General features: G+C 38.0%; 6 protein-coding genes. 1 reads left to right on the top strand and 5 read right to left on the bottom strand.

Going from position 1 to position 4,793, the window contains the following annotated elements; genetic code table 11:
- Positions 1–613: LysR family transcriptional regulator substrate-binding protein (locus tag ACGLXV_RS00890; RefSeq protein ID WP_391557105.1), on the top strand; the 613-nt coding region annotated here is incomplete at its 5' end.
- A gap of 28 nt (positions 614–641) precedes the next feature.
- On the opposite strand, the gene ACGLXV_RS00885 is transcribed toward ACGLXV_RS00890, so the two are convergent.
- The 5 genes from ACGLXV_RS00885 to ACGLXV_RS00865 all read right to left on the bottom strand — a co-directional run bounded on the left by ACGLXV_RS00885 (position 642) and on the right by ACGLXV_RS00865 (position 4,696).
- Positions 642–1,109 carry a hypothetical protein gene (locus ACGLXV_RS00885; protein WP_391557104.1) on the bottom strand — a complete coding sequence of 156 codons (468 nt, stop codon included), beginning with the start codon at positions 1,107–1,109 and terminating at the stop codon, positions 642–644.
- Positions 1,110–1,448: 339 nt separating this feature from the next.
- Positions 1,449–1,697 carry a GlsB/YeaQ/YmgE family stress response membrane protein gene (locus ACGLXV_RS00880; protein ID WP_119710029.1) on the bottom strand — a complete coding sequence of 83 codons (249 nt, stop codon included), beginning with the start codon at positions 1,695–1,697 and terminating at the stop codon, positions 1,449–1,451.
- Positions 1,698–1,756: 59 nt separating this feature from the next.
- A complete protein-coding gene (locus ACGLXV_RS00875; RefSeq protein WP_391557103.1) occupies positions 1,757–2,311 on the bottom strand; it encodes a thioredoxin family protein in 555 nt (184 codons plus the stop codon).
- A gap of 86 nt (positions 2,312–2,397) precedes the next feature.
- Positions 2,398–3,723 (bottom strand): prolyl oligopeptidase family serine peptidase, encoded by a 1,326-nt coding sequence (locus ACGLXV_RS00870; protein ID WP_391557102.1) that lies wholly within the window; start codon positions 3,721–3,723, stop codon positions 2,398–2,400.
- Positions 3,724–3,811: 88 nt separating this feature from the next.
- The gene (locus ACGLXV_RS00865) at positions 3,812–4,696 is read right to left on the bottom strand and encodes an AraC family transcriptional regulator (RefSeq protein ID WP_391557101.1); all 885 of its coding nucleotides are present in this window, start codon (positions 4,694–4,696) and stop codon (positions 3,812–3,814) included.
- Positions 4,697–4,793 lie beyond the last annotated feature (97 nt).

The following is a 4,793-nucleotide window of genomic DNA, read 5'->3' as shown; positions in this document are numbered from 1 at the left end:
ATTTGCCGTGAACGCATTCGTCGAAATGATTAAGAAACATGGCGAGGATAAATACCAATTTACATTAAGGGAAACGAGAACCTATGAAATCATTGAAGACGTCAAAAATTTACGAAGCGAAATAGGTATTTTGTATGTGAGTTCGTTTAATGAAAAAGTAATGATGCCGCTACTTAAAGAGCGAGGGTTAGATTTTGAAGTTCTTTTTCAAGCAAAGCCCCATATATTCGTCAGTACTCAAAATCCGCTTGCGAAGAAAGCAACGGTTACGTTAGAAGAGTTAGAAGAATTTCCACGTCTTACCTTTGAACAAGGGGAGTATAACTCGTTTTATTATTCAGAAGAACTATTTAGCACCATTCCTTGTAAAAAAAGCATTCAGGTTAGTGATCGCGCTACCCTTTTTAATCTGTTAATTGGGTTGAATGGGTATACGATATCCACTGGCATTTTAAGTGAAGATTTAAATGGATCCGATATTGTATCTGTGCCTCTTGAAGAAGGCGAACTAATTACGGTTGGCTGCGTCGTTAATAAGAAAACTCAACTTAGCCGGATCGCTAAATTGTATTTAGAGGAACTCAAGCAAATCATTGATTTTTATTTAAAGTAACATAGGAAAGGGGAATGATAATATTCCCCTAGCGGTTTAATCTATATTTTTCAATCAAATATTGTACGGCATACAATAAATACGCTTTGTAGTGTATATAGAAAAAGAACTGAACACGAGTTAGCCCGTTAAGACTAATGATTTTACATTTTTTCAGTATATCCATCAGTACAAATGCAAAGAGACCATCTGAAATCACATTAAGTAGCACAAACTTTTTAAAATTCCCATACGAGTATTTCAACAGCCACATCGTAAAAGGCATGTAAGGACCGATACTAAAAGGAAGTTCATCCTTAAAGAAAGATTTATAACCATCGTAAAACTTCCACCAGTTCCTCCTATGACCATAAATATGATTGATGATTTCAAATACCACAATAAATATTCCGGTGAAAGAATAACGTTTGAAGCTCTTTTTTCCGATAAACAATAATGATAACCACGGAATGGCGATAATTGCTAGATTAAAAAGCAAATGTCTCCTCTTGATCATGTAACGATTTCACCTCAACCAATTTTAGTTATTTTTATTAAATTGTCCATTTCCCACATAAAAATCCATCTTTTAGTTTCATAGCCCCGATGAACTTCATTAGCTTGAGGAATTCTCGATGAAATGATCTTCATAATCCTGATGAACTTCATTAGCTTGAGGAATATTTGATGAAATGATCTTCATAAGCCCGATGAACTTCATTAGCTTGAGGAATTCTCGATGAAATGATCTTCATAACCCTGATGAACTTCTTTATCTTAAGGAATTTCCGATGAAATGATCTTCATACCTTTATATAAAACAAAAAAAGACAACCCTTAAGGCTGCCTTCACTCGTTATTTGGAAAGAATCTTTGTGATAACCCGCAATATCAAAACAAACAATATACTACCTATTAATGCTGGTAAAATCGCAATGCCTGCGAACGATGGTCCCCATGTTCCTAGTAGCATCCCACCAATCCAAGCACCTATGATTCCGCAAATGATATTCCCAATGATGCCATAGGGCAGATTGTTTCCTGCAATTATACTCGCCAACCACCCGATGATACCGCCTACGATCAAATAAAGAAGTAATCCCATATGTATGTCCTCCTTTGTGATGGTAGTAGACTAGTACCCGGATGATCAAATAATTAAACTTAAATCACTTCTAATACTTTTCGCTTAAAGCTCTCATACACATATGACCAAAGGGTCTGGTCTTCAACATAGCTTTTTCTTAATGCTCCAAAAACTTCTTTTTGTTTTTCCGCAAAAGATGGGTCTTCTTTGGCTGGCAGGGTGGCACGAAGCTCATCAACCATTTTTTGAACTTCAGGTGCACGTGGTCCCCATTTTCCCACTAGCTCACCTTGTTCATTTAAAATCAAAATCATCGGGATCGCACGTCCACCGTTTGTAAGGTGACGGTCAATCAAATCGGTGTCATCGTCACGTAGGGTAACACGCATATCAATATCTGCCGCTTCCGCTAATTTGCGAATGACTGGGTTAATCATCATCGCATCTCCACACCAATCTTCTGTAATGGTTAAGAAGTGAAGTGAATGTTGTTTTAGTGTGTCAACCAACCCGTCTTCAGGTAATTGGAATTGCTCATACACAGCAAAGCTTTCCTCTTTTAATGTACTCATTTCACCCATGTATGCTTGAATCGACTTTCCTTCTTCGAAATATTGTTGTTCTGATTTCATGTAGGCACCCCTCTTCAAATTCTATGTACTTACTATACCAAATAAAAGCAGTGTGATTCTTGTTAGAAGCACACTGCTTTTGAATTTTATTTAGATTGGCTTGCTAACCATTCCATAAGGGTGATTTCTTTTCCATCGATTGTTGTTTTTACGTCATTGTTGTACACGTAAATCCATGACCAGTGGCCGTTGTACTCGTATGGTGTACCGTCATCATTTTTGTATAAACCTGAAGTATCTACCACGTTATCAAATAGAGATAAATGTACATTTGGAGCACCCGCTGCCACTAAACGCTCATATGTTGGAACCGTATAATTGTTCACATTTACAACTGGATCGTTTGCAGAAGTAACAAACCAAGTTGGTACGTTTTTCATATCTTCAATTTGCTCATCTGTAATAAGTGTGTCAGCTAGCGCTTCGCAAGTTGGAATAGCCGCTGCGAAATATTCTGGATAATCACGAATCATCAGCATCGTCATGTATCCACCGTTTGAGTCTCCACCGATATAAATACGGTCGGTGTCGATGTCCTTATTGCTAGACACATATTCTTCTATCAAGCTCATTAATGCGTCTTCATATTTTGACGTTCCATCGCCAAAGCTAGTTTCGCCATCCATCCAGAACGTTGGTGTTTGAGGTGCTAACACATACGCTCCACCAAAGTAGGATTGAATGTCATCTGAAGCCCAGTTCACAGCCTTGTTTCCTGAAATCGGAATCGTTGGATCTGTTCCGCCTTCACCTGCACCATGTAGCCAGATGACTAGAGGATTTTTCTTGTTATCCTTCTTCGGCTCAAAATCCGCATAAGTTAGTGTTACATCGTCATAGGTAGCTTCACCTGTAGAGAACTCATCCACTAGCTCTTTTATGCCACCCGAGAATGTATCAATGGTTAACCCAGAAATCGTTCCTGCTGGCGTGGCAATTGCTTCTTGCTGGGTGATCGTATATTCATTATCTGTCCAATCATTAAAGCCTGTCTTCCGCCAATCATAGTTCATCGCGGTGCTTAACGGAACATTGGGGCCAAATTCCATTTCTAATACCACATATTTTCCAGTAGCCACAGCTGGATTGCCATCTTTATCAGATACATACGCCTTTGTGATTGTACGTTCACCTTCGTATAAAAACGGCTCAGCTAAACGAGGATCACTGATTTTTACATTGACATCAAACGTGTCCGTTGTTACAGAATTAACCGGAACAGGTCTTCCTAAATCCACAATCACCTTTGTAATTGCTGGACCCCAGTCTTCGATTTCTGTAACCGTTTGATAAGAGGTTGGTTGTGTTTTCATTTCCTTTGCCATCACTCCACTACTAAAAGAAAAAGTTGTACAAGCTACTAGAGATAATAGAAATGCCTTCCTTGCTTGTTTCTTCATTTTTTTAAACAATGAAAATTCCTCCTACGAAATCAATTATTTAAGCGTTTACATTTTTGATTTTAATAGGAATGAAAGTTTCCGTCTTGTCCTTTTCTAGCTAAAAAAACGTCAATTCTTGATTAGGTACTTTCGACTCCCTGCGATATTGACTAGGTGCGAGCTTATAGACCGACTTGAATACTCTATTAAATGACTTCTCATTTGGAAATCCATTTTTTAAAGCAATCTCTAGTATAGAAAGGTCTGTATTTACTAGATCACGGTGCGCATATTCGAGCCGAACCGCATTGATATAATGCAGAAGGGTGACACCAATATGCTTCGTAAAAAAACGAGATAAATATTCTGAAGTGATCCCAAATTCATCGGCAATCATCGTTAAAGATAGTTTCTGTTGATAGTTTTCCTTAATATAATCAAAAATCTGAGCCAACCGGTCCAGATGCTTTTTTGAATGAATGTTCGGGTGACGTTCCTTTGGGACTTGAAAATACTTTAATAACACGTACAGTAATTCATACGATAATGCTGTTATTTTTACATATGAAAAATGGTCTTTTTCTCTGCTCAAGTAGGCGTCAGTCATCTTGTCTAAAATCATCCGTAGCTCATGAAGTTGTTGAAGTCGGTCTTCGTCCCGTTCTCCGACTGATACACAATCAAAAGCCACTTCATCTATTTTTACACCCTTTTCCTTTAATAACTCAGGAGGGATAAAGACCGATATAGCTTTTCGCCCCGTACCTCTATCAACCGTAAAGGAATGGATCGAATTTGAATTAATAACCACAATATCTCCTTCACGAGAGGTATAGGTCCTCCCATCAACATAAACCTCTTCAATTTTTCCGGAAAGAACATAGGAGATTTCAATACTCTCATGCCAATGATTTGGGATATATCCTGCTTCGTCTGATACGTGATAAATGATTTTGATTGGGAAGAGTCCTTCTGTTTCCACCCATTCATACGCGTATTCCATCTAATCCCCCCTCAACAAATACAAAAAATCAAATAAGTCAGCTATCAAAAGACTTTCTTAATTAGGTTTCGCCCGAAAGCTAGGAAAATCCTTTTTT

This window comes from Robertmurraya sp., assembly GCF_036676585.1.
Taxonomy (GTDB): domain Bacteria; phylum Bacillota; class Bacilli; order Bacillales; family Cytobacillaceae; genus Robertmurraya_A.
Note: the sequence above shows the minus strand (reverse complement) of the source record. Positions and strands in the feature narration are given on the sequence as shown.